Source organism: Streptomyces sp. NBC_01446 (assembly GCF_026340095.1).
Classification (GTDB): Bacteria; Actinomycetota; Actinomycetes; order Streptomycetales; family Streptomycetaceae; genus Streptomyces; species Streptomyces aureus.
The window spans coordinates 1323829-1344148 of sequence record NZ_JAPEPO010000001.1 but is presented as its reverse complement, the minus strand read 5'-3'; the positions used below and the strand labels follow the sequence as shown (position 1 = coordinate 1344148).

The window sequence follows — 20320 nt, the reverse complement described above, 5'->3', positions numbered from 1 at the left end:
AAGAGGGACTCAGACCACCATGGCTATCTTCCTCACCAAGGACAGCAAGGTCATCGTCCAGGGCATGACCGGTGCCACGGGCATGAAGCACACCAAGCTCATGCTCGGTGACGGCACGAACATCGTCGGCGGCGTGAACCCGCGCAAGGCCGGCACCAAGGTCGACTTCGACGGCACCGAGGTCCCGGTCTTCGGCACGGTCAAGGAAGCGATGGAGGCCACGGGCGCCAACGTGTCCGTCCTCTTCGTGCCGCCGGCCTTCTCCAAGGCCGCCGTCGTCGAGGCGATCGACGCCGAGATCCCCCTCGCCGTCGTCATCACCGAGGGCATCGCCGTCCACGACTCCGCCGCCTTCTGGGCGTACGCGAAGTCGAAGGGCAACAAGACCCGCATCATCGGCCCGAACTGCCCCGGTCTCATCACCCCGGGCCAGTCGAACGCCGGCATCATCCCGGGCGACATCACGAAGCCGGGCCGCATCGGTCTGGTCTCGAAGTCCGGCACGCTGACGTACCAGATGATGTACGAGCTCCGTGACCTCGGCTTCTCGTCGGCCGTCGGCATCGGTGGCGACCCGGTCATCGGTACGACGCACATCGACGCCCTCGAGGCGTTCGAGGCGGACCCCGACACCGACCTGATCGTCATGATCGGTGAGATCGGCGGCGACGCCGAGGAGCGTGCGGCGGACTACATCGCCAAGCACGTCACCAAGCCGGTCGTCGGCTACGTCGCGGGCTTCACCGCCCCTGAGGGCAAGACGATGGGTCACGCGGGCGCGATCGTGTCCGGCTCTTCTGGCACCGCACAGGCCAAGAAGGAGGCCCTCGAGGCCGCCGGCGTGAAGGTCGGCAAGACGCCGACCGAGACGGCCAAGCTGGCGCGCGAGATCCTCGGCGGCTGACCGCCCACCGCGTCACCGCTCGACCAAGGCAACGGCGCGGGACCAATCGAGACCGGTGGTGCGGAAGCCGAGCTGGTGGTGGAGGTGACGGGCGAGCGCACCGTCGCCGCTGCCGATGTCGAGCGTCGGGTGATCGTTGCCAGGGACGAGGTGCTCGGCCAGCAGGGCCGTCTCGGCAGAAGCGAGCCGACGGGAGCGGCGGCCGTTTGACCACAGCGGCTGCCAGTAGGCCCACGAGGACGTGACCGTGTGCGTCCTCCTTCAGGCGCATCGGGGTCCTGTTGCAGGAGCCACAGTTCCTGCATGAGGGTGGGCAGGTTGATCAGCTCGTGGCAGGGGTTCAGTCCTACCGGGCCGGGCGCGCTTTCAAACACGCCCGGTCCGGGGCCCTGTTACTCGCCGGGGTGGGCGAGTTCGATGTCGTGGCCGTCGATGCTGCCCTGCACGGACAGGCCGGTGGCCTTCGGCGGGTAGCCGGTGGCGATGACCGTGTACTCGCCACTGTCCAGGTCGGTGAAGGCATACCCCCCGTCCTCGCCGGTGGCCGTGCTGGCGACCACGTTGCCGGCCACGTCGACGAGCGTCACCCGTGCGTCAGCCAGCGGCCGACCCGCCGCCTCCACCACACCCGTCACCTGTGAGCCGGAGAGCAGATCGATCTCGGTCCTGGTCACGCCCTGGGCGGAAACTTCGACGGGCAGAGCCAGTGGGCGGTACCCGGTCGCGGTCACCGCGAGGGTCAGCTGCCCGGGCACCATCCCGGTGAAGGCGAAGGTGCCGTCCGGGTCGGTGAGCCCGGCCGCGAGCACGTCGCCGCGCACATCGGCCGCGACCACTATGGCGCTGCCGACCGGCTCCTTGCCCTCGGCCGACCTCACCGTGCCGATCAGGCCGCTGGTGCCGGAGAGCAGGATGTCGTGCGAGACCGGCTCCTCGCCCACCACGACAGCGGAGACCTGGGGTTGGTATCCGTCGGCGGAGGCGATGAGTACGTAACTGTCCGAGGCTGGCGCGGCCACCCTGTAGGAGCCGTCCGAATGGGTCACTGTACGGCCCAATTGCCGGCGAGATGAGGGTGACGGCAGCCCCCTGTACGGGGGCGGATTCGGCGCCGCGGATGTAGCCGCTGACCGTTATGCCGCCGGAGGACGGAACGTCGGACATGGCATCCTTGGGCACGGTCGGGGCGACGGTGGCGAGCGGCGGTGCCGAGGGGGCGACAACCCAGGGCGTGATCAAGTTCCGGAATGGGTCGGGTTTCTGGTGATGCCCAGGATCGGGAGGGCTCGGGATGGGTTGTCGCGGATGGCGCGGGTGACCTTGGCGATGTTGGCCGCGCCGGCGGCTTTCAGGGTGCCGATCGCGAGGTTGCGGAGGGTGGCCATCGCCCGGGGTGCGGTGCCGGCGTGAACGGTGGAGGCGTCCTCGTCGAAGGTGACATCTCTGATGTGGTGGCTGGAATTTTCCACGGCCCAGTGTCCGCGCAGGTGAGAGGCCAGTTCGGCCGGAGTGGCCTGGTGGGCGTCGAGGCTGGTGACCGCATAGACGGTCTCGCGGGTCTCCTTCTTGCCGGTCTGCTTGCGGCGGCGATGGACGCGCAGGGCGAGTCGGGCGTGGGGGAAAGCGATCCCGCCGAGGTTGTCGTCGATCCCGACGGCCTTGATCGAGCGGGACTCGCGGCGGCCGTGCCCGGTGTTGGAAGCGGTGTGCTGGATGGGGACGGCCATCCAGTCCAGGCCGTCCAACTGGGCGAAGCAGGTGGACTGGTTGGTCTTGGTGACGGCGATGTAGTGCGCCTGCTTGACCTCGACGAGCCAGCTGACGTTGGCCTTCACTGAGTGCAGGGCATCGAAGGTGATCACGTCGCCGTGCAGGTCGAGGGGTTCCAGAAGGGGCTTGAAGTGCGTGGTCTCGTTGGTCTTCGCACCGATCTCGGCCTGGGCGAGGGTGAGGGGTCGCTCGTGGGTGACGGCGGACAGCAGATGCCGGCGGGGCCGGTCGAGCCGGGCCGATCCGCGCAGTGACTTGCCGTCGACCGCGATCGCCCGCCGCTGCGGGCGGCCGTCCCCCTTCTCGTTCACCGGGGTCGTCTCGCGGTGGCGCCGGGCCAGCCAGGCGCTGACGGCCGCGTCCAGCGCATCTCCGTCGAGCCGTTCCAGGACCCGGCCGATCGCCGAGCGGGACGGAGCATGCCGCCACCGCAGCGGGTGACGGCGTACGCCCAACTGCTGCAGCACCCCGGCATCGGCCCGCGCGCCCCACTCGGCGAGTTCGTCGACGCTCCTGGCCCCCGAGACGGCCGCGGCCGCACAGACCAGCAGGATCGACACCAGCGAATACCAGCGGCCCCGCCGCGAGCGGGGATCGGGCACCGACTCCAGGAACGGACGCAGATCGGCGACGTCCCCGGGCCCGAGCGGACCCAGCTTCGTCAGCACGACAGGGATCAGGGAAGATGACACAGCGGACACGGGAACCCTCATGATCATTTGGCTTCGACACCACAATGATCACGAACCCCGTGTCCGCACTGCCATCCACCCCAACCCGCCGCAACCCGACCACCTACGCGTCCCCGGAACTCGCGCAAGCCCTGTCGTCGAGCGCAGCCGCGCTTTCGGTTCGACTCTCAGGCGTGATGCGTGCTCATGTGATGAGACCGAGTCTGCGTAGGGCGTCGGCTGGGTGGTTGCGATAGTGGTCGTGGGCGGCGGCGTTGTTTCGCCATCCGGCGAGGTGGGCGAGGCTGATGACCAGGCTGCGGAAGGTCGCGGGCGAGCGTGGTGGCGTCGGCGACCTCGCCGGAGGCCGTGGTGACGCCGAGCCCGTCGGTCTCCTCGGTGCGGGCCACGCTGATGCGCGCCTTGGATTGCTCGTCCCACTCGAGGGCGTTGAGCTGAGGGAAGAGAGCGGCACGGTTCTCCTTGACCCGGAAGAGCGGCTGATCGAGTGCGGCAGTCTGGGCGAGAACGATCGGCCGAGAAGGCAACAGGGGCGCCGGCTCATGTACGGCCCTCGCAGAAATCGGCACCGAGTCGAATACGAACAAGAAAGTGCCTAATTGTTCGCCGAATGGGCCGCCGGTAACGTCGCCGATGTTCCGGTCAGGCCACGACGGAGAGGTGCAGCAGATGCAAATACATGGTGAACCGAACCCCCTTTTCGCACCGGTGCAGGTGAACGCGACCACCGTTCGCAATCGCTTCGTCCTGCCCGCGATGCAGCGCGGCACCCGCGACTACCGGCCCACGCCGGGAATGGCGGACACCTTGCGCAGGACGGCCGAGGGCGGTTCGGGCGTCATCATTTCCGAGGGCGCCGCCCCTGACCACCCCGCGGCTTACTGGCAACCGGCCTTCGGCATTATCGGCCGAGAGACGGTGGACGACTGGCGTCGCGTCGCCCACGCCGTGCTCGGGACGGGCGACACGGTGTTTCTCATGCAGCTGTGGCATCCGGGCGCGCTGCGCCTGGTGCTCGACGGCGTACCCAACCCGCACCCTGGTCATCCGGCGCTCAGCCCGTCAGGACTTGTGCAGGAGGACCGCCCGAACGGTGAGGCGATGACGAGGCGGGATCTCGAAGACACCAAGGAGGCGTACGTTCAGAGTGCACTGATCGCGCAGGAGGTAGGCGCGCATGGTATCGAGGTGCACTGTGCCCACGGCTACCTGCTCGACCTGTTCCTCTGGCACGAGACCAACAGGCGCGACGACGAGTACGGCGGAGCGACGCTGGCCGAGCGCGCCGCATATCCGGCGGAGATCGTGTCCGCGATCCGGGCCGCGACCGGACCCGACTTTGTCATATCCTGCCGCTTCTCGCAGTGGAAGGAAGTGGACTACGGGGCGCGGATCGCGGAGCATCCCGACGACCTGGGTCCGTTCCTCGCGCGCATGCGAGACGCCGGCGTGGACATGTTCCACGTTTCGACGCGCCGCTTCGACGCGGCGGCCTGGCCCGAGCTGGACTCGCGGCGGAGCCTCGCCTCATGGGTGAAGACGATGACGGACCGCCCCGTCGTCGCGGTCGGGAGCGTCGGGCTGACCACCGACCTCGCCCGCGACATCTTCGACAACGAAGATCCCGAGCTGCGATTGGAGGAGGACATCGTGCGTGTCCGCAGTGGACTCAAGGCGGGCGACTTCGACCTGATCGGTGTCGGCCGGGCGCAGATCGCGAACACCAACCTCGTCAACCGCGTGCGCGACGGCGACTTCGTCGGCCTGCGCGATTTCCGTAAGTACCGGGATCTAGCCGAGGCATACGAGAACTATGTCCACGAGGGGCAGCTCGTGGATCAGTCCAGAAAGACCGCCTGACCGCCGAAGACGGCTCACTGGATGGAGGCCGGCAGTCCCGAGCCCGACGACGATCACGGCGAACTCATCGAGGCTGGCGGCAGAGAAACCAGTCGGGACGAGCTTAGCGTCGCGTGGCCTCGGTCGTCGGTGACGGTTACCTGTCCCCAGCCGCGGGTCAGGGGCGGCCGGACATTCGCCCATCTCGGAGCCGACTGCGTCACGCGAGAACTGTCCCGTGATCCGTCCGCTGTGCGCGCCCATGTCTCGGCGGTAGTCTCTGGCGGGCACCGAGCCCGGTAGTCCTGTCCTCAGAGCCGATGGCAGGGGTGAGAGAGGACGACCATGTCCAGCAAAGGATCCGCACCTGCCGCCGGCCACGCCCCCGGTTCTGGGTCGGCCGTGCCGTCGGGACGTGACGACATCACGCAGGCCATGGCCAGGGTGCGGGCGGTCCTCGATCTGTCCGAGAGCGGGCGACTCGAGGGCGCACGGAAGGAGCTCTTCGAGTACGTCGCCGGGCAACTGGCGCGCTTCGAGCGGAGCAGTGACAACCCGATCGTGGCCGTCGTGGATCATATCGGCAACTATTGGCGCAATTGGCTCCTGGTGATCGTCCGTACCGGACCGTACCGCCCGTCGACGATCCAGCGACTGCTCGCGGCGCTGGACCCCTCACATCCGATCTCGCAGCGGATGCTGACGCTGAGCCTCCGGCTGCTCGAACGGGACGGCATCATCGCCCGCGAGGTCTTCGACGACGGACGCCGGCATGTGGAGTACTCCCTGACACCGCTCGGCAGGGAATTGTCGGACGGGTTCATGGCACTGCTCGACTGCATCGACCGGAGCGCGGGCGAAGTCGCCGAGTCCCGGGCGAAGTTCGACGCGGCACAGGCGTCGTTGAGCGGCGGGCGCACGTCGGCTAACGTGCCGTGAGCTCGCTGGCTGACCGTCCGATGCGGAGGTCGGCGAGATGGCCGTTGCGGCTGGAGGGCTCTCTGGTCCTCGAACTCGACCGCCGGGGCGCCGAGATGCTCTTCCAGGTTCTCACCGAACGCGAGGAGAAGAACAGCATCGCCGCGGCCTCCAACGAAGCGTTCACCAGGGCTTGCGCGAGTTCCGGGGACGCGTAGGTGGTCGGGTTGCGGCGGGTTGGGGTGGATGGCAGTGCGGACACGGGGTTCGTGATCATTGTGGTGTCGAAGCCAAATGATCATGAGGGTTCCCGTGTCCGCTGTGTCATCTTCCCTGATCCCTGTCGTGCTGACGAAGCTGGGTCCGCTCGGGCCCGGGGACGTCGCCGATCTGCGTCCGTTCCTGGAGTCGGTGCCCGATCCCCGCTCGCGGCGGGGCCGCTGGTATTCGCTGGTGTCGATCCTGCTGGTCTGTGCGGCCGCGGCCGTCTCGGGGGCCAGGAGCGTCGACGAACTCGCCGAGTGGGGCGCGCGGGCCGATGCCGGGGTGCTGCAGCAGTTGGGCGTACGCCGTCACCCGCTGCGGTGGCGGCATGCTCCGTCCCGCTCGGCGATCGGCCGGGTCCTGGAACGGCTCGACGGAGATGCGCTGGACGCGGCCGTCAGCGCCTGGCTGGCCCGGCGCCACCGCGAGACGACCCCGGTGAACGAGAAGGGGGACGGCCGCCCGCAGCGGCGGGCGATCGCGGTCGACGGCAAGTCACTGCGCGGATCGGCCCGGCTCGACCGGCCCCGCCGGCATCTGCTGTCCGCCGTCACCCACGAGCGACCCCTCACCCTCGCCCAGGCCGAGATCGGTGCGAAGACCAACGAGACCACGCACTTCAAGCCCCTTCTGGAACCCCTCGACCTGCACGGCGACGTGATCACCTTCGATGCCCTGCACTCAGTGAAGGCCAACGTCAGCTGGCTCGTCGAGGTCAAGCAGGCGCACTACATCGCCGTCACCAAGACCAACCAGTCCACCTGCTTCGCCCAGTTGGACGGCCTGGACTGGATGGCCGTCCCCATCCAGCACACCGCTTCCAACACCGGGCACGGCCGCCGCGAGTCCCGCTCGATCAAGGCCGTCGGGATCGACGACAACCTCGGCGGGATCGCTTTCCCCCACGCCCGACTCGCCCTGCGCGTCCATCGCCGCCGCAAGCAGACCGGCAAGAAGGAGACCCGCGAGACCGTCTATGCGGTCACCAGCCTCGACGCCCACCAGGCCACTCCGGCCGAACTGGCCTCTCACCTGCGCGGACACTGGGCCGTGGAAAATTCCAGCCACCACATCAGAGATGTCACCTTCGACGAGGACGCCTCCACCGTTCACGCCGGCACCGCACCCCGGGCGATGGCCACCCTCCGCAACCTCGCGATCGGCACCCTGAAAGCCGCCGGCGCGGCCAACATCGCCAAGGTCACCCGCGCCATCCGCGACAACCCATCCCGAGCCCTCCCGATCCTGGGCATCACCAGAAACCCGACCCATTCCGGAACTTGATCACGCCCTGGCGACAACCGGCTCCGATTTGGTGTGGCCGTTGGCCTTTGTGCGGATGCCGAGTGCGGCGAGGACGGCGCCGATGACGGCGAGGATGCCCGTAACGACGACGGCAGTGTGGACACCGTTCATGAACGCTGCCTGGCTGCCCTCTGTCACGGCGGCCCTGAGTTGCGCGGGCATCGCGTCGGCGACCGGGGCGACACCCATCGACACGGCGTCCTTCGCCTCTTCGAGGCGAGTGGCGACCGGTCCGGGCACACCCGCGTCGGTGAGTTCACCGGTGAGCGTGGAGCCGACGCGGCTGCTGATGAGGGAGACGAGCACCGACGTACCGAGCGCACCGCCGACCTGCAGAGCGGTGGCCTGCAGTCCACCGGCGACGCCGCCGTCCCTGACAGGGGCGTTGCCTACGATCGCGTCGGAGGAGGCGGACATCACCATGCCGACGCCGAGGCCGAGCGCGACGAACGGCAGCCACATGGTGGTGTACGAGGAGTCGGCACTCCACGAGAGCATCGCGAACGAAGCTCCTGCCTGCAGCACCATGCCGAGCGGCATGGACAGGCGCGGGCCGTACTTGTCGGTGAGCTTGGCGCCGAGCGGTGCGGCCACCATGGAGGCGAGGCTGAGCGGCAGGGTGCGCACACCGGACTCGATGGGCGAGTAGCCGCGCACGTTTTGCATGTACAGCATCACGAAGAAGATCACGCCGAGCATGATGAAGAAGTTCAGCGCGGTGACGATCGTGCCGACGGTCAGGGCCGGATTGCGGAAGAGGCGCATCGGCAGGAGTGGGTTCCTGACCCAGGTCTCGTACCAGCCGAACAGGACCAGGACGACGAGACCGGCGATGATCGAGCCGAGCGTGCCGGCCGAAGTCCAGCCCCACGTCTCGCCCTTGACGACTCCGAAGACGACAGCGAGCAGTCCAAGCGCGAGGAGTGCGATGCCGGGTACATCGAACTTCTCGCTCGCCGCTGCCTCGTTCTTGGACTGAGGAAGAACCAGGATGCTGAAGACGAAAGCGATGACGCCGATGGGGGCGTTGATGTAGAAGACCGACTCCCAGCTGACGTGCTCGACCAGGAACCCGCCGACGATCGGGCCGAGCGCGGTGGCGACGGACGAGATCATCGCCCAGATGCCGACCGCCATACCGAATTTCTTCGGCGGGAAGACAGCGCGCAACATCGCAAGGGTGTTGGGCATGAGCATCGCGCCGAAGAGGCCCTGAACGGCACGGAAGGCGATGACACCCTCGATCGAGCCGGCAAGACCGATGGCGACGGACGCGAGAGTGAATCCGACGACGCCGACGAGGTAGAGGGTGCGGCGGCCGAAGCGGTCGCCGAGCTTGCCGCCGAGGATGAGAGCGGCGGCGAGGGCGAGCAGGTAGGAGTTGGTGACCCACTGCAGTTCGGAGGTGGAGGCATGCAGGTCGCTGGCGATCGCGGAGTTGGCGATCGACACGACGGTGCCGTCGAGGCCGACCATGAACAGGCCGAAGGAGACGGCGATCAGCGTCAGCCAGGGATTGGCGCGCACTCCGCGGGGCGCCGCGGATGCCGACGTGGGCGCTGCGTGTGCAGCGGTTACAGACATGGGTGAGGAATCCTCAAGACGTGTGGCGCGCGGCTAAAGGCGCGTGAACATGGGGGAGCACGCCCGGCCCTCGCCGCGGCAGCGGCAAGGGCGGGGAGCGTACGGAAGTTGAGATCGGTCAGGCGGCGTTGTTGCGCAGCTGCCGAGTGAGAGCCTCGAGGGCATGGAGCGCCGAGCCGAGGGCGGCGAGGTCACCTTCGGTGAGGGTGCACAGGGCACTCGCGATCTGCTGCGCCGCGACACCCCGGGCCTGACCGATGCGCTGGTGAGCCAGGGCAGTGGCACGCAGGTGCACGACGCGCTTGTCGACGTGGTCCTGATGCCGCTCGACGAGGCCTGCTTCGGTGAGGTGGGTTACGAGGGCGCTGACGTTGTTCGGCTTCATCAGCAACGCGTCGGCCACCTGGCGAACGCTGACGCCGTCGTGCTCGGCGACGTACTGGAGCAGAGCCAGCTGGGCCTCGGGGAGCTTGGGGTACGGCAGCTGGCCGCCGATGCGTCGTTCGACGCATCGGTTCAGCACAGGCAGAGACGCCGCGAGACCTGTGGCTACGCGATCGATGCTCTGGCTCTGAAGAGCCCGGCTGCTTTCCGGCATGTCAGCCAAGCTATATATGCAAGTATAGCTATGTCAAGATAGGTAGATCTGTCGTCGCTGAACGCGGCGCCTCGGACGGGATACGCAGTTGGCACTGGGAGCCGGTGGACCGTCAAACGCCCTCCGGCACCCCTGGCTGCGGCCGAGGCGGTGTTCATCGGACGACGCCAACAGCGGCACGATTGCATCGTTCAAGCTCGTACAGATGCGAGCGGACGAAGCCCACCACTACGACCATGAGGCCGACGAACGGGAGATCCGGGTCAACGTCCGCATCGGCCCCTTGGCCCAGGCGGTCGCGTGCTGCCCCGTTCCCGAGGAGGTCGTTCTGTGTACTCACTTCAGGGGGTTCGCTCTGATCGATGAGACCTGAGCGGATGGTGCCATCCAGTCGGTGAGGCCCCTGCCAGTGCGCCCGCGATACCGGAGTCGCTCCCGACTCTCGCGCCGCGGCGGGGTCGACACCAGCCCCACCATTGAGGAGCCCCGGAAGCCGAGTGAATCACTTTCACGCGCGGCGTTGTCGTGCCCTCTCCCGCGTCGTCCTGCTGGTGGAGGTCCTGGTGTCGACCCGGTCGCGCCTATCGCAACTGCTCTCAGTCGGACGACCGGCTGCGGCTCGAGGGGCCTGCGGCGCGCGCGAGAGGTCCCGCCTGCCTCGTACCGGCGGACGGACGCCACCCCAGGCTGCGGGAGACCGCCAGGCCGCAGGCAATCACGGTCGGGCGGACCGTCCGCAGGTCGACCGTCCCGGCGCTGACGACGACCGAGAGGGCGGCGACGACCTCCCCCTCGGCGTTGAGAACCCGTGTGGCCACCGAGTCGACGCCGAGGGACGTCTCGCCGTGGACGTAGGCGACGCCGGTCTCCCGGCACTCCGCCAACTCGGCCCGGAGCCAAGTGGGTTCGGTGGTCGTGTGCTGGGTGTGAGGCGTCAGGCCTGCCGCGATGATCTGGTCCGTGAGGTCCGGTGCGGCGTGGGCGAGCAGGACCTTGCCGACGCCGGAACTGTGCAGTGGAAGCTGTCCGCCGGGCTGTGAGGCGACGTCGACGGCGTGGCCCGAGGACAGCCGCTCGACGAGCACCGCCGACGTGCCTTCCAAGATGGCGAGTTGTACGTGCTGGCGCAGCGCCGCGTGCAGGTCGTCCATGAACGGCAGGGCGACGGTGCGCAGCGGGACGCTGAGCGGTGCCAACGTGCCCAGTTGCCACAGGCGGATCCCGACCGTGAAGCCGCCGTCGGGTGACCTATCCAGGGCGCCCGCCTCGACGAGTTCCAGGGCGAGACGGCGCACGGTGGCGTGCGGCAGGCCGGTCTCCCGGGTGAGGTCGGCGAGAGTGAGCCGGGAGCGGCCGGTGCGCAAGGCGAAGAGAACCTCGAACAATCGCGAAGCCACGCTGCGACCGGGCTGGTTCGAGTGGGGCATTACGCCATCACTGCTCCGCTTCCGCATGACTGGTGACTTATCGCCGATGGACCGCTGACGGCGGCGCGCTCGATGCACGGCGATGTTCGTTCAATGAACATACCCGTTTCCGGTGCGCGGGGGAGGCGGCGAGGATCGAGCCATCGCCATCAGCACGTTCGCATCGAGGACATTCACGTCCACAATGCTCACGTCCAGACGAAGGAGTCTTCGATGTACGTCACCGAGCGCGCTCCCAGGTCCGGTCCGCGCATCGCAATCGTCGGCGGCGGGATCGGGGGTCTGGCCGCTGCTGCCTTCCTGCGCCGCGCGGGCCTGACCGCCACCGTTTACGAGCAGGCTTCCGCCCTCACCGAGGTCGGAGCCGGAATCGTCCTCGCCCCGAACGCCGCACGACTGTTGCGCCGCCTCGGCGTCCTGGAACCGGCCCTCCGCCGGGCCGTACCCCTCGACTGGGGCTGGGAGTTCCGGCGCTGGGAGGACGGACGCGTGCTCTCCGTGGAGCAGCTGACCGGTGTCTGTGAAGAGCTCTATGGCGAGCGCACCTACACCATCCACCGGGCCGATCTGCTCGACGCCATCAAGTCGGCAGTGCCCGCCGAGCAAATCCGTCTGGGAGCCCGGTGCACCGCGGTCGAGGAGAAAGCGGCCGGCCTGCGGCTGCGGTTCGCCGACGGCGCCACGGCAGACGCCGACGTCGTCATCGGTGCCGACGGTGTGCACTCCGTCGTCCGCGGTCTGGTGGCGGAGCCCCAGCCGCCTGCGTACTCCGGCGTCTGCGCCTTCCGCGCCGTCGTGCCCGTGGGCGCCGCGCCCGAGTTCGCGCTGCGCCGGGCCCAGACGCTGTGGATCGGGCCCGGCCGTCACTTCGTGCACTATCCGATCGTGGGCGGACAGGCCGTCAACGTGGTCGCGTTCACCCCCGCCGGGGACTACACCGACGAGTCGTGGAGCGCGACGGCGTCGGTCGAGGAGTTCGCGGCCGAGTTCAAGGGCTGGGACCCCCGGGTCACGGACCTGATCGCGGCGGGCGACGTCCCCGGGCGGTGGGCACTCCTCGACCGCGCGCCGCTGCCGCACTGGAGCCGGGGCACGGTCACCCTGCTCGGCGACGCGGCCCATCCCATGTTCCCGTTCTTCGCCCAGGGCGCGGCCCAGTCACTGGAGGACGCCGTCGTTCTCGCCCACTGCCTCGCCGCCGCACCGGACGAGCCCGAAAACGCGCTGGCCGGATATGAGGCCGTCCGCATCGCACGCACCACCCGGCTCCAGGAGATCAGTCACGGCCGCAGTGACGTCAATCATCTGCCGGACGGACCCGAGCAGCAGGCCCGCGACGCGGCGCTGGCCGAGGCGGATCCCCTCGTGGCCAACGGCTGGATCTACGGCCACGACGCCGAACAGCTCCCCGTCGCATGACCATCCACCCCTGACACACCAGCCAACTATCGACACCGCCGTCGACAGGAGGATCAACCCCATGTCCCCAGCCACGCCCGACGCCGTCCCCGACCGGCAACGCCAGGTGGAGGACGACCTCGTACGGACCGTGCTCGCGTCGTTCGATGACGCTGATGACCCCCGCCTCAAGGAACTCATGCAGTCCTTGGTCCGTCACCTGCACGCGTTCATCCGCGAGGTCCGCCTGACCGAGACGGAGTGGCAGCAGGCGATCGACTTCCTCACCGCGGCAGGGCACATCACCACCGACCGGCGTCAGGAGTTCGTGCTGCTTTCCGACGTGCTCGGCGCCTCGATGCAGACCATCAACGTCAACAACGCGGCAGGTGAGGGCGCCACCGAGGCCACCGTCGTCGGACCGTTCTTCGTCGACGGCTCACCCGAGATCCCCCTCGGCGGCGACCTGGCGGCCGGCGCCCCGGGCGAGCCCTGCTGGGTCGAGGGAACGGTCACCGATACCAAGGGAAATCCCGTACGGGGAGCGCGACTTGAGGTGTGGGAAGCGGACGACGACGGCTTCTACGACGTGCAGTACGACGAAGAACGGGTGGCCGGGCGGGCGCACCTCTTCACCGACGACCAGGGCGCGTATGCCTTCTGGGGGCTGACGCCCACCCCGTACCCCATTCCCCACGACGGCCCGGTGGGCAAGCTGCTCGACCGGACCGGGCGCTCCCCCCTGCGCGCGCCTCATCTGCACTTCATGGCCACGGCATCCGGCCTGCGGACACTCATCACCCATATCTTCGTCGAGGGCGACGAACTGCTCGCCCGAGACGCGGTGTTCGGGGTAAAGGAATCCCTCATCAAGAACTTCACACGCCACAAGGCCGGCACTCCGACCCCGGACGGTCGCGCCTGGCCCGAACACACATGGTCCCGCGTCCGGTTCGACATCGTGCTGCAGCAGGCTTAGGAGGAGCGGGACATGCGGTTCGAACACGAGACCCTCGCCCAGCGCGTGTGCTTCGTGCCCGGCGAGGCACGGGCGACGGTGCGGGCCGAGGTGGAACGCCTTGGCGGCTCGCGCGTGATGGTGATCGCTTCGGCGCACGAGGCCGAACTCGCCAAGACCGTCACCTCCGACGTTCCGGTGGTGGTGCACCACGACGAGGTGGTGATGCACGTGCCGGTCGCGTCGGCCGAGCGGGCCCGCGCCGCGGCCACCGCTCACGACGTGGACCTGGTGATCAGCGTCGGCGGCGGCTCGACGACAGGGCTGGCAAAGGCGGTCGCGCTGACCACCGGCGTGCCGATCGTAGCCGTCCCCACGACGTATGCGGGATCCGAGGCGACCAGCGTCTGGGGGCTCACCGAAGGCGCTCGTAAGACGACCGGAGTGGACGCCCGCGTCCTGCCCCGCACGATCGTGTACGACGCGGAGCTGACCCTGTCGCTGCCCGTCGCGATGAGCGTTGCCTCAGGGCTCAACGCCCTCGCCCACTGCGTCGATTCGATGTGGGCGCCGCGCACCGATCCGGTGGACCAGGCGCTCGCGGGGGAGGGGATCCGCGCCCTCGACGCCGGACTGCCGGCGGTGGTCGCCGACCCGTCCGGTCGCGAAGGCCGCGAGCAGATGCTCTATGGGGCGTACCTGTCGGCGGTCGCGTTCTCGTCCGCCGGGTCAGGGCTGCACCACAAGATCTGCCATGTGCTGGGCGGCAGATACGCGTTGCCGCACGCCGAGACGCACGCGGTCGTTCTGCCGTACGTCCTCGCCTTCAACGCCCCGGCCGCGCCGTCGGCCGAGCGGAGGATTGCGGAGGCCTTCGGGACGGCTTCCGCGCTGGAAGGGCTGGGGCGGCTACGGAGCGCAGTGGACGCGCCGACCGCACTGCGCGACCACGGCCTCGCGGAGTCCGGCATCGACGACGCCGTACCTGCGATCCTCGACGCGGCCCCGCCGAGCAACCCGCGCGCGGTGACAGCCGACGGCGTGCGCCGCCTGCTGCGGGCCGCGTGGGAGGGCACGGGCCCGGCGGACGCGAGCTGAACCACGTAGAAGGGGGCCTACGCACCAGATGCAACACGCCCGCCCTCTTCGACGTACAACTCATCCTGTGCCTAAGCGAGTTGAGAGCCATACGCGAATCACCTTGAGCACCGAGCTGACGCCGTTCGTGATCCAGGTCGCCATGACCCGGGTATGACTGACGGACGACCGCGGCGCCTGGAAACTGGCCCACCAGCAGATGGCCCGGTGTCTCCCGCCCGGCTAGTCCTCGGAGCGGCCGTCAACCGTCACGTCGCCGAGCGCCGCGATGATCTGGGCGACCTGCTCTGCGTAATGGTCGACGAACTCCTGTGACGCGGGGTCCTGTTGGGTGAATTCGCGAGCGATCCACGGCAGCGCCACGGGCGCCACCGATGCGGCGAAGAACACGAGGGAGAGAACCCCCACGTCGATGTCGTCGCGGATCTCGCCGCGGGCCTGCCGTGCGCGCAGGTCCTCGACGCTCTTGAGCAGCTCGGTGGCGCGGTCGTCCTCGGCGGGCGGCCGCATCCCGGGCTGCTCGCGCGTGAGCGTGTGCACCCAGCCCGGGTCCTCGTGGGCCATGCGGATGTATCGGCGTACCGCCTCGGCGAAGGGCAGCTCGTGACTGACCGGCATGGCAGTCGACAGCCACCGCTCGCTGAGCGCCTCGTAGAGCCCCCGTTTGCCGCCGAAGTAGTAGGTGATCAGCTGGTGACTGACTCCGGCAGCCTCCGCGATCCGTACGACCCGGGCTCCGTCGAAGCCGTGCGTGCCGAATTCCGCGCCCGCCGCGGCCAGGATCGCCCGGCGTGTGCCCACGGGGTCGCGCTGCCGGCCCGGGTCGCTGGGCTGCCTGCGCTGCCGTCGCTTGCCGGAACCCGCCGTCGGCTCGCCCGGCTCGCCCGCTGCCGTCTCCTCCTCTGTCACGCCGACGACCTTACGTCAGCGTGGCGCAGCGTGGGGCGCTGGTCAGGGGCGGGGCCGGTGCTCGCCGCCGACGATCGTGTTGCGCAGGATCCCGAGCCGGTCCACCTCGACCTCGACCACGTCGCCCGGGCCCAGCAGCCAGGGCGGCGTACGGGCATAGCCGACGCCCGCCGGGGTTCCTGTGGCCAGCAGGTCGCCGGGCCGCAGGGTGAGCGTGCGCGAGATGTGGGCCAGCGTCTCGCCCACCCCGTAGATCATGTCGCTCGTAGACGCGTCCTGCACGGTTGTGCCGTTGACCCGGGTCCGCACGCGCAGCCCGTCCCGCAGGTCACCCACCTCGACGGCCGGAACCATGGGGCCGAGCGGGCCCGACGCGTCGGCGTTCTTGCCGAGGATCCACTGCGAGGTCAGCTTCTGCGCGCGGCGGGCGGTGACGTCGTTGAAGGCGGAGTAGCCGACGACCGCGGCCAGCGCCTCTTCGGGGTCGGCGTCCACGAGTGTCCGGCCCACCCAGGCCACGATCTCGCCCTCCCAGTCCAGACCGTCCTCGGACGAGGGCACGGGAATCGCGGCCCCGCCGACGGTCAGCGACCGCGTCCAGCGCGCGAATAGCGTCGGATACTCGGGCAAACCCCGGTCCCGGTACGAGCCTTCGGCCGCATGATCGCGGTAGTTGAGCCCGACGCACAGCACGCGTGCCTCCGGCAGGACCGGCGGCACGAAGTGAGCCTCGTCCGAGCGGAGCGTCTCGCCGGTCGCCCACCCACCGGGATCGGGACGGGCCCAGAACTCCCGGAGTTCGGCGAACACGGTGACGTTCTTGCCATCAGGCGACAGGCTTGCCGCGTGCGTCACTCCGCCACGTATGACTCCCACGATGCGCATCCGCACCCCTTCATCGGCGATCTCCGCGAAAAGCTTCTAAAGGTTATAACCTTTGTGCTTGAATTACGCCATGGTCACCGAGCGACGAACTCTCTTGAGCGGTCTGTCCGTGCACGGCGGCACCCGGGCCGAGCAGCTGGCGTCGGCACTGGAGTCCCGCATCCGCGGGCTCCGGGCCGGCGCGCCGGTCGGCACCATCGAGGAGATCCGGCAGGAGTCGGGTCTCGCGAGGCCCACCGTCAGTGAGGCCATCCGGCTCCTGCGGGACCGGGGCGTCCTCGTCATCCGGCCAGGCCGCGGCGGCGGACTCTTCGTTGCCGAGCCCACCCCGGTCGTCCGCCTGCGCCACACCCTGCTCAGTGTCGAGGGAGAGCCCGACGCGGTCGCCGACGCCATCGAACTCCGCCACCACCTGGAGGAGTTCATCGCCGTCGGCGCCTCCCGCACCTGCAAGGACGACGACGCCCCTGCGCTGCGTGCCTGCCTGGACGACATGGCGGACGCGCCCGACTGGGACGGCTTCATGCGGGCCAACTGGGCTCTGCATGAACGCATCGCGCAACTGTGCCCGAACGCGATGGCCCGTGCCGTGTACATCGGCACGCTCGGGCACCTGACCGCGTCCACCGCGCGAACCACCGACACCGGCCCGGACGCGACCGCGTACCGCGAGGACCGTTTGGGAGTCCACCAGGACCTGGTGGCGGCGATCACCGCAGGGGACGAGGCGGCCGTCCGCGCCGCCGTCGCCCGCCACAACCACGTCGACCGACCGTGAGGAACCACCGCCATGTCACCGGATGCCGAATACCGCGCGTACCTGTACCCGCGCGACGCGCAGCGTCTCGCCTCGATCCGGGGGATGGCGCCGTATGCGTACCGGGAGGCGGCCAAGAAGGACGCATTCACGGGGGAGTTGATCCGCGGGTGGAAGCCTCTCCAGCTCTCCGAGTTCCGCGGCATCACCGAGAACGGCACTCTGCGGCCCGACGTGCATGCGTGGGAGCCCGCGCGGCCCGGTGAACGGGCACCTTTGGGCGAAATGGTCGCAGCAGCAAGGGAGTTGATGCACGCGCTCGACGGGAAGAGCAGGGGCGAGCTCTGTCACCCGGTGGACGCGGTCGAGTGGCAGACCTGGGCCAATCCGGAGTTCCTGCAGTTCGACACCGGGGTCCGACTGGAGTTTCAGCCGTCCGAGGTGCGACGCAAGGCGCTCGCCCTGATCGAGGCGTCCCTCAGCCCCGAAGGGTTCCGCCTGGTGCGCGACATGATGCGGATCAACGGCTTCCTCGGCGAGGTCGCGGACATCCGCACCATCCTCAACGAGTACAGCTACAACGTCGCGCTCTACGGGGAGCCCGACGCCGAAGCACCGTGGGGCTGGCAGATCTTCGGCCACCACTGCGCCGTCAACTGCCTCGTCGTGGAGGGGCGCATGGTCGTCAGCCCGGTGTTCCTCGGCGCCGAACCCAACGAGATCGACGCGGGCCCGCACGCCGGCACGACCGCCTTCACCGACCGGATCCGGCTCGGCACCGACCTGATGGCCGCTCTGTCCCCTGAACTCCGCACCGCCGCCACCGTGTACCAGCACATGGTCGACCCCACGATGCCGCCGGGCCGCGTCCACCCCGGCGATGAGCGGCACCTCGGCGGCGCGTTTCAGGACAACCGCGTGATCCCGGCCGAAGGCGTCAGAGTTGCCGAGATGCCCGCGGCGGCGCGCCGGGCCGCCCTGGACATCGCCGCCTCGTTCGTGTCCCTGCTACCCGAAGGGCCCCGTGCGGCCCGCATGCGGGAGATCCGCGAACACCTCGACGAGACCTGGTTCGGCTGGATCGGCGGACACGAACCAGGGGACGTGTTCTACTACCGGCTCCAGTCACCGGTCCTCATCGCCGAACTCGACCACCACTGCGGCGTGTTCCTCGACTACGACACCCCGAAGCCGTTCCACGTCCACACTGTGCTGCGCACGCCCCACGGCAACGACTACGGCAGGGCCTACGTGCGGGCCTGGCAGGAACGGCACTCGGCGACTTCTCAGTAGCCGCGGGCGATCCACTCCTCCAGGTGCGGTGCCTCCGCGCCGATCGTCGTCGACGCGCCGTGGCCGGTGTGCACCACCGTCCGCGGCGGCAGCACGAGCAGCCGGTCTCGGATGGAGCGGACGATGGTCGGGAAGTGCGAGAAGGAGCGGCCGGTGGCCCCCGGACCGCCGGCGAACAAGGTGTCGCCCGTGAACACCGTGCCCAGGTCCGGGGAGTGCAGCGAGATCGCCCCGGGCGTGTGGCCTGGTGTGCTGAGCACCGTCAACTCGGTTCCGGCCACCGTGATCCGGCGCATGTCGGAAAGGTAGCCGTCGGGAGCCCGTTCCGGGTGGGTGTGCTTCCACAGGAGCCGGTCCTCGAGATGGATCAGGACGGGCGCGCCGGTGCGCTCGGCGAGTGCGGGCGCGGCGCCGATGTGGTCGTCGTGCCCATGCGTGCACACGATGGCCGTCAGGCGTCGTCCTCCCACCGCCGCCACGATGGCATCGGCGTCGTGCGCTGCGTCGATGACGACGGCTTCGTCGTCATCTTCCACGATCCATACGTTGTTCTCGACGTCCCAGGTCCCACCGTCGAGGCTGAACGTGCCGGACGTGACGACACGTTCGATCCGTACGCCGCTCACAGGACGACCACGGACCGCAGGACGTCGCCGTGGTGCATCCGCTCGAACGCCTTCTCCACGTCGTCGAGCGCGATGGTCTCGGTGACGAACGTGTCGAGGTCGAGCCGGCCCTGCTGGTAGAGGTCGATCAGTATCGGGAAGTCACGTGGGGGCAGGCAGTCTCCGTACCAGGACGACTTGAGCGCGCCGCCGCGCCCGAACACGTCGAGCAGGGGCAGTTCGAGCTGCATCTCGGGCGTCGGCACGCCGACGAGGACGACGGTGCCGGCCAGATCGCGGGCGTAGAAGGCCTGCTTGTACGTCTCCGGGCGGCCCACCGCCTCGATGACGATGTCCGCGCCGAACCCTCCGGTCAGCTCGCGGACGGCCTCGACCGGGTCCGCAGTACGGGAGTTGACGGTGTGCGTGGCGCCGAGCCTCTTCGCGGTGGACAGCTTCTTGTCGTCGATGTCGATGGCGATGATCTTCGCCGCGCCGGCCAGGTGGGCGCCGGTCACGGCCGCTGCGCCGACACCTCCGCAGCCGATGACGGCGACGGAGTCGCCGCGGCCCACCTTGCCGGTGTTGATGGCGGCGCCGAGGCCGGCCATGACTCCGCAGCCGAGGAGTCCCGCGGCGGCGGGCGAGGCGGCCGGGTCGACCTTCGTGCACTGCCCGGCGGCGACGAGCGTCTTCTCGGCGAACGCGCCGATGCCCAGCGCGGGCGAGAGCGCCGTGCCGTCCAGCAGGGTCATCTTCTGCTTGGCGTTGTGTGCGTTGAAGCAGTACTGCGGCCGCCCGCGCTCGCAGGCGCGGCACTGGCCGCACACGGCACGCCAGTTGAGGATCACGAAGTCGCCCGGCGCGACCTCGGTGACACCGTCCCCGACGGACTCGACGACACCGGCGGCCTCGTGGCCGAGCAGGAACGGGAACTCGTCGTTGATGCCGCCCTCGCGGTAGTGCAGGTCGGTATGACAGACCCCGCACGCCTGGACCTTCACCACCGCCTCGCCCGGCCCGGGGTCGGGGATCACGATGGTCTCGATACTGACCGGATCCCCCTTCGCCCGTGCGACAACACCTCGTACTTGCTGGGACATTGTGGGTTTCCTC

The 20320-nt window shown here is 69.1% G+C and carries 19 protein-coding genes and 2 pseudogenes; 12 read left to right on the top strand and 9 right to left on the bottom strand.

Annotated elements, in window-relative coordinates:
* The first annotated feature begins 19 nt into the window (after positions 1–19).
* Both sucD and OG456_RS06005 read left to right on the top strand, forming a co-directional pair.
* Positions 20–904: a succinate--CoA ligase subunit alpha gene (sucD, locus tag OG456_RS06010; RefSeq protein WP_266557915.1), complete on the top strand. Its 885-nt coding sequence runs from the start codon at positions 20–22 to the stop codon at positions 902–904.
* A gap of 75 nt (positions 905–979) precedes the next feature.
* The gene (locus tag OG456_RS06005) at positions 980–1114 is read left to right on the top strand and encodes a hypothetical protein (protein ID WP_266557913.1); all 135 of its coding nucleotides are present in this window, start codon (positions 980–982) and stop codon (positions 1112–1114) included.
* A 182-nt stretch (positions 1115–1296) separates the two neighbouring features.
* On the opposite strand, the pseudogene OG456_RS06000 reads toward OG456_RS06005, so the two are convergent.
* Positions 1297–2053, bottom strand: a pseudogene (locus OG456_RS06000) (collagen binding domain-containing protein); the annotation flags it as partial.
* An 86-nt stretch (positions 2054–2139) separates the two neighbouring features.
* Positions 2140–3342 carry an ISAs1 family transposase gene (locus OG456_RS05995; protein WP_266557909.1) on the bottom strand — a complete coding sequence of 401 codons (1203 nt, stop codon included), beginning with the start codon at positions 3340–3342 and terminating at the stop codon, positions 2140–2142.
* Between the two features lie 693 nt (positions 3343–4035).
* On the opposite strand from OG456_RS05995, the gene OG456_RS05990 reads away from it, so the two are divergent.
* From OG456_RS05990 to OG456_RS05975, 4 genes and pseudogenes are all read left to right on the top strand, one after another.
* Positions 4036–5226: a 12-oxophytodienoate reductase gene (locus OG456_RS05990; protein ID WP_266569083.1), complete on the top strand. Its 1191-nt coding sequence runs from the start codon at positions 4036–4038 to the stop codon at positions 5224–5226.
* A 324-nt stretch (positions 5227–5550) separates the two neighbouring features.
* Positions 5551–6144 carry a helix-turn-helix domain-containing protein gene (locus tag OG456_RS05985; RefSeq protein WP_266557911.1) on the top strand — a complete coding sequence of 198 codons (594 nt, stop codon included), beginning with the start codon at positions 5551–5553 and terminating at the stop codon, positions 6142–6144.
* Between the two features lie 68 nt (positions 6145–6212).
* Positions 6213–6311: pseudogene (locus OG456_RS05980) on the top strand (AAA family ATPase); the annotation flags it as partial.
* 157 nt (positions 6312–6468) lie between these two features.
* Positions 6469–7671 (top strand): ISAs1 family transposase, encoded by a 1203-nt coding sequence (locus OG456_RS05975; RefSeq protein ID WP_266557909.1) that lies wholly within the window; start codon positions 6469–6471, stop codon positions 7669–7671.
* Here the strand turns inward: OG456_RS05975 and OG456_RS05970 are convergent, their stop codons facing one another.
* Positions 7672–9276 carry a DHA2 family efflux MFS transporter permease subunit gene (locus tag OG456_RS05970; RefSeq protein WP_266557907.1) on the bottom strand — a complete coding sequence of 535 codons (1605 nt, stop codon included), beginning with the start codon at positions 9274–9276 and terminating at the stop codon, positions 7672–7674.
* A gap of 118 nt (positions 9277–9394) precedes the next feature.
* Positions 9395–9874 (bottom strand): MarR family winged helix-turn-helix transcriptional regulator, encoded by a 480-nt coding sequence (locus OG456_RS05965; protein WP_266557905.1) that lies wholly within the window; start codon positions 9872–9874, stop codon positions 9395–9397.
* Between the two features lie 205 nt (positions 9875–10079).
* On the opposite strand from OG456_RS05965, the gene OG456_RS50445 reads away from it, so the two are divergent.
* Positions 10080–10247, top strand: a complete 168-nt coding sequence (locus tag OG456_RS50445; RefSeq protein ID WP_323136304.1) for a hypothetical protein — start codon at positions 10080–10082, stop codon at positions 10245–10247.
* A 223-nt stretch (positions 10248–10470) separates the two neighbouring features.
* Here OG456_RS50445 and OG456_RS05955 read toward each other — a convergent pair whose 3' ends face one another.
* On the bottom strand, positions 10471–11271 hold the full coding sequence (locus tag OG456_RS05955) for an IclR family transcriptional regulator (protein WP_323136303.1): 801 nt from the start codon (positions 11269–11271) through the stop codon (positions 10471–10473).
* A gap of 243 nt (positions 11272–11514) precedes the next feature.
* Between OG456_RS05955 and OG456_RS05950 the strand changes: the two genes are divergently transcribed.
* The 3 genes from OG456_RS05950 (at position 11515) to OG456_RS05940 (ending at position 14755) form a co-directional block, all read left to right on the top strand.
* A complete protein-coding gene (locus OG456_RS05950) occupies positions 11515–12720 on the top strand; it encodes an FAD-dependent monooxygenase (protein WP_266557901.1) in 1206 nt (401 codons plus the stop codon).
* Between the two features lie 61 nt (positions 12721–12781).
* Positions 12782–13678 carry a dioxygenase gene (locus OG456_RS05945; RefSeq protein WP_266557899.1) on the top strand — a complete coding sequence of 299 codons (897 nt, stop codon included), beginning with the start codon at positions 12782–12784 and terminating at the stop codon, positions 13676–13678.
* A 12-nt stretch (positions 13679–13690) separates the two neighbouring features.
* Entirely contained in the window at positions 13691–14755 is a 1065-nt protein-coding gene (locus OG456_RS05940) for a maleylacetate reductase (RefSeq protein WP_266557897.1), read from the top strand.
* A 222-nt stretch (positions 14756–14977) separates the two neighbouring features.
* Here the strand turns inward: OG456_RS05940 and OG456_RS05935 are convergent, their stop codons facing one another.
* On the bottom strand, positions 14978–15664 hold the full coding sequence (locus tag OG456_RS05935; RefSeq protein WP_266557895.1) for a TetR/AcrR family transcriptional regulator: 687 nt from the start codon (positions 15662–15664) through the stop codon (positions 14978–14980).
* Positions 15665–15706: 42 nt separating this feature from the next.
* A complete protein-coding gene (locus OG456_RS05930; RefSeq protein ID WP_266557893.1) occupies positions 15707–16549 on the bottom strand; it encodes a fumarylacetoacetate hydrolase family protein in 843 nt (280 codons plus the stop codon).
* A gap of 58 nt (positions 16550–16607) precedes the next feature.
* On the opposite strand from OG456_RS05930, the gene OG456_RS05925 reads away from it, so the two are divergent.
* The gene (locus OG456_RS05925) at positions 16608–17327 is read left to right on the top strand and encodes a FadR/GntR family transcriptional regulator (RefSeq protein ID WP_266557891.1); all 720 of its coding nucleotides are present in this window, start codon (positions 16608–16610) and stop codon (positions 17325–17327) included.
* Positions 17328–17339: 12 nt separating this feature from the next.
* Positions 17340–18599, top strand: coding sequence for a DUF3500 domain-containing protein (locus OG456_RS05920; RefSeq protein WP_266557889.1), 1260 nt, complete (start codon positions 17340–17342; stop codon positions 18597–18599).
* On the opposite strand, the gene OG456_RS05915 is transcribed toward OG456_RS05920, so the two are convergent.
* Together OG456_RS05915 and OG456_RS05910 are read right to left on the bottom strand one after the other, a co-directional pair.
* Positions 18593–19225 carry an MBL fold metallo-hydrolase gene (locus OG456_RS05915; protein WP_266557887.1) on the bottom strand — a complete coding sequence of 211 codons (633 nt, stop codon included), beginning with the start codon at positions 19223–19225 and terminating at the stop codon, positions 18593–18595. The two genes, OG456_RS05920 and OG456_RS05915, sit on opposite strands and share 7 nt — an antisense overlap.
* Entirely contained in the window at positions 19222–20307 is a 1086-nt protein-coding gene (locus OG456_RS05910) for an S-(hydroxymethyl)mycothiol dehydrogenase (protein WP_266557885.1), read from the bottom strand. The genes OG456_RS05915 and OG456_RS05910 overlap by 4 nt, the downstream gene beginning before the upstream one ends.
* Positions 20308–20320 lie beyond the last annotated feature (13 nt).

Coding starts and splice junctions, on each gene's coding strand:
- OG456_RS05965 (WP_266557905.1), bottom strand. CDS start 9,874: ATGCCGGAAAGCAGCCGGGCTCTTCAGAGCCAGAGCATCGATCGCGTA.
- OG456_RS05950 (WP_266557901.1), top strand. CDS start 11,515: ATGTACGTCACCGAGCGCGCTCCCAGGTCCGGTCCGCGCATCGCAATC.
- OG456_RS05990 (WP_266569083.1), top strand. CDS start 4,036: ATGCAAATACATGGTGAACCGAACCCCCTTTTCGCACCGGTGCAGGTG.
- OG456_RS05920 (WP_266557889.1), top strand. CDS start 17,340: ATGTCACCGGATGCCGAATACCGCGCGTACCTGTACCCGCGCGACGCG.
- OG456_RS05985 (WP_266557911.1), top strand. CDS start 5,551: ATGTCCAGCAAAGGATCCGCACCTGCCGCCGGCCACGCCCCCGGTTCT.
- OG456_RS05930 (WP_266557893.1), bottom strand. CDS start 16,549: ATGCGCATCGTGGGAGTCATACGTGGCGGAGTGACGCACGCGGCAAGC.
- OG456_RS05940 (WP_266557897.1), top strand. CDS start 13,691: ATGCGGTTCGAACACGAGACCCTCGCCCAGCGCGTGTGCTTCGTGCCC.
- OG456_RS05910 (WP_266557885.1), bottom strand. CDS start 20,307: ATGTCCCAGCAAGTACGAGGTGTTGTCGCACGGGCGAAGGGGGATCCG.
- sucD (WP_266557915.1), top strand. CDS start 20: ATGGCTATCTTCCTCACCAAGGACAGCAAGGTCATCGTCCAGGGCATG.
- OG456_RS05970 (WP_266557907.1), bottom strand. CDS start 9,276: ATGTCTGTAACCGCTGCACACGCAGCGCCCACGTCGGCATCCGCGGCG.
- OG456_RS05945 (WP_266557899.1), top strand. CDS start 12,782: ATGTCCCCAGCCACGCCCGACGCCGTCCCCGACCGGCAACGCCAGGTG.
- OG456_RS50445 (WP_323136304.1), top strand. CDS start 10,080: ATGCGAGCGGACGAAGCCCACCACTACGACCATGAGGCCGACGAACGG.